1 protein-coding gene is annotated in these 1,283 nt (G+C 70.5%); it reads right to left on the bottom strand.

Features of this window, described 5'->3' with window-relative positions; translation table 11 throughout:
- Positions 1–134: 134 nt before the first annotated feature.
- The gene (gene modA, locus NBZ85_RS31175) at positions 135–950 is read right to left on the bottom strand and encodes a molybdate ABC transporter substrate-binding protein (RefSeq protein ID WP_261560666.1); all 816 of its coding nucleotides are present in this window, start codon (positions 948–950) and stop codon (positions 135–137) included.
- Between the last annotated feature and the right edge of the window lie 333 nt (positions 951–1,283).

Genomic DNA, 1,283 nt, shown 5'->3' with positions numbered 1-1,283 from the left:
TGCGGAAGCCACTGGTGGGCGCAGCCGCAGATGCGAAACTGGATGCATGATAGTGCCGCTTGTACGTTCCGACCAGGTGGGGGTGCTTCAGGTCTGTCCGTAACCGCGGTCCAGCTGCCCGGTCGGGCCGCGGGTCAGGGGGCCTGGAAGCCAGCCGCGGTCAGCACCGCCTCGCCCTTGTCGGAGGTGACGTAGTCCTCCCACGCCTTGCCGCCGGCGGCGTTCTTGCCGCCCTTGAGCGTGGCGATCGGGTAGTCGTTGATGGCCTTGGCCGACTCGGGGAACTCGATGCCCGTCACCTTGTCGCTGGCGGCCTTCGCGTCCGTGCGGTAGACCAGCGCCGCGTCGACCTCACCGAGGGTGACCTTCGACAGGGCGGACTTGACGTCCTGCTCCAGGGTGACGGGGGTCAGGTTGGTGCCGGCCGCGGCCAGCGCCTTCTTGGCCGCCGCGCCGCAGGGCACCGCCTCGGCGCACAACGCGACCTTCACGCCCGGCTTCACCAGGTCGGGCAGGTCCTTGATGCCCTTCGGGTTGGCCGTCGGCACGGCGATGACGAGCTGGTTGCGCACGAAGACCTTCGGCGCCGAGGAGTTCTCCCCGGCGTCGGTGACGGTCTTCATGGTGGCCGGGCTCGCCGCGGCGAACACGTCCGCGGGCGCGCCGGAGGTGATCTGCGTGGCCAGCGCGGAGCTACCCGCGAAGGAGAACTTCACGGTCGACCCCGGGTTGGCGGCCTCGAACTGCTTGCCCAGCGTCGTGAACGTCCCGGTCAACGACGCCGCGGCGAACACGGTGACGGTGCCCGTGACGCCGCTGGAGGCACTGGTGGTGGCCGGCGCCGGCGTCGCGGCCGCGCCCCCGTCGCTTCCGTCGCTTCCACACCCGGCGGCGAGCAGTCCGGCACTGGCCACGACCGCCAGCGCCGTCTTCACCCTGCGAAATCTCACGTATCCCCGTCCCTAGGCACCACGGCCGGTCGCCGACGCCATCGCGCGCACGGTCGACCGCCTCATACGAACGTCCACTGTTGGCTGTGCGGTCGGGCGTCCCGGTGTCACCCACTGTCACCGAGCCGACCCATGGCGACCCCGTCGTCGCCGCGGGCGCCGAGCCGTGCGGAATACTCCGCACGGCGACGGCGCCCGCTCGCACCTGCGGAAGCCACTGGTGGGCGCAGCCGCAGATGCGAAACTGGATGCATGATAGTGCCGCTTGTACGTTCCGACCAGGTGGGGGTGCTTCAGGTCTGTCCGTAACCGCGGTCCAGCTGCCCGGTCGGG

Source organism: Frankia tisae, from assembly GCF_025403405.1.
GTDB classification, from domain to species: domain Bacteria; phylum Actinomycetota; class Actinomycetes; order Frankiales; family Frankiaceae; genus Frankia; species Frankia tisai.
This window is presented reverse-complemented; position numbering and strand designations above follow the sequence as displayed.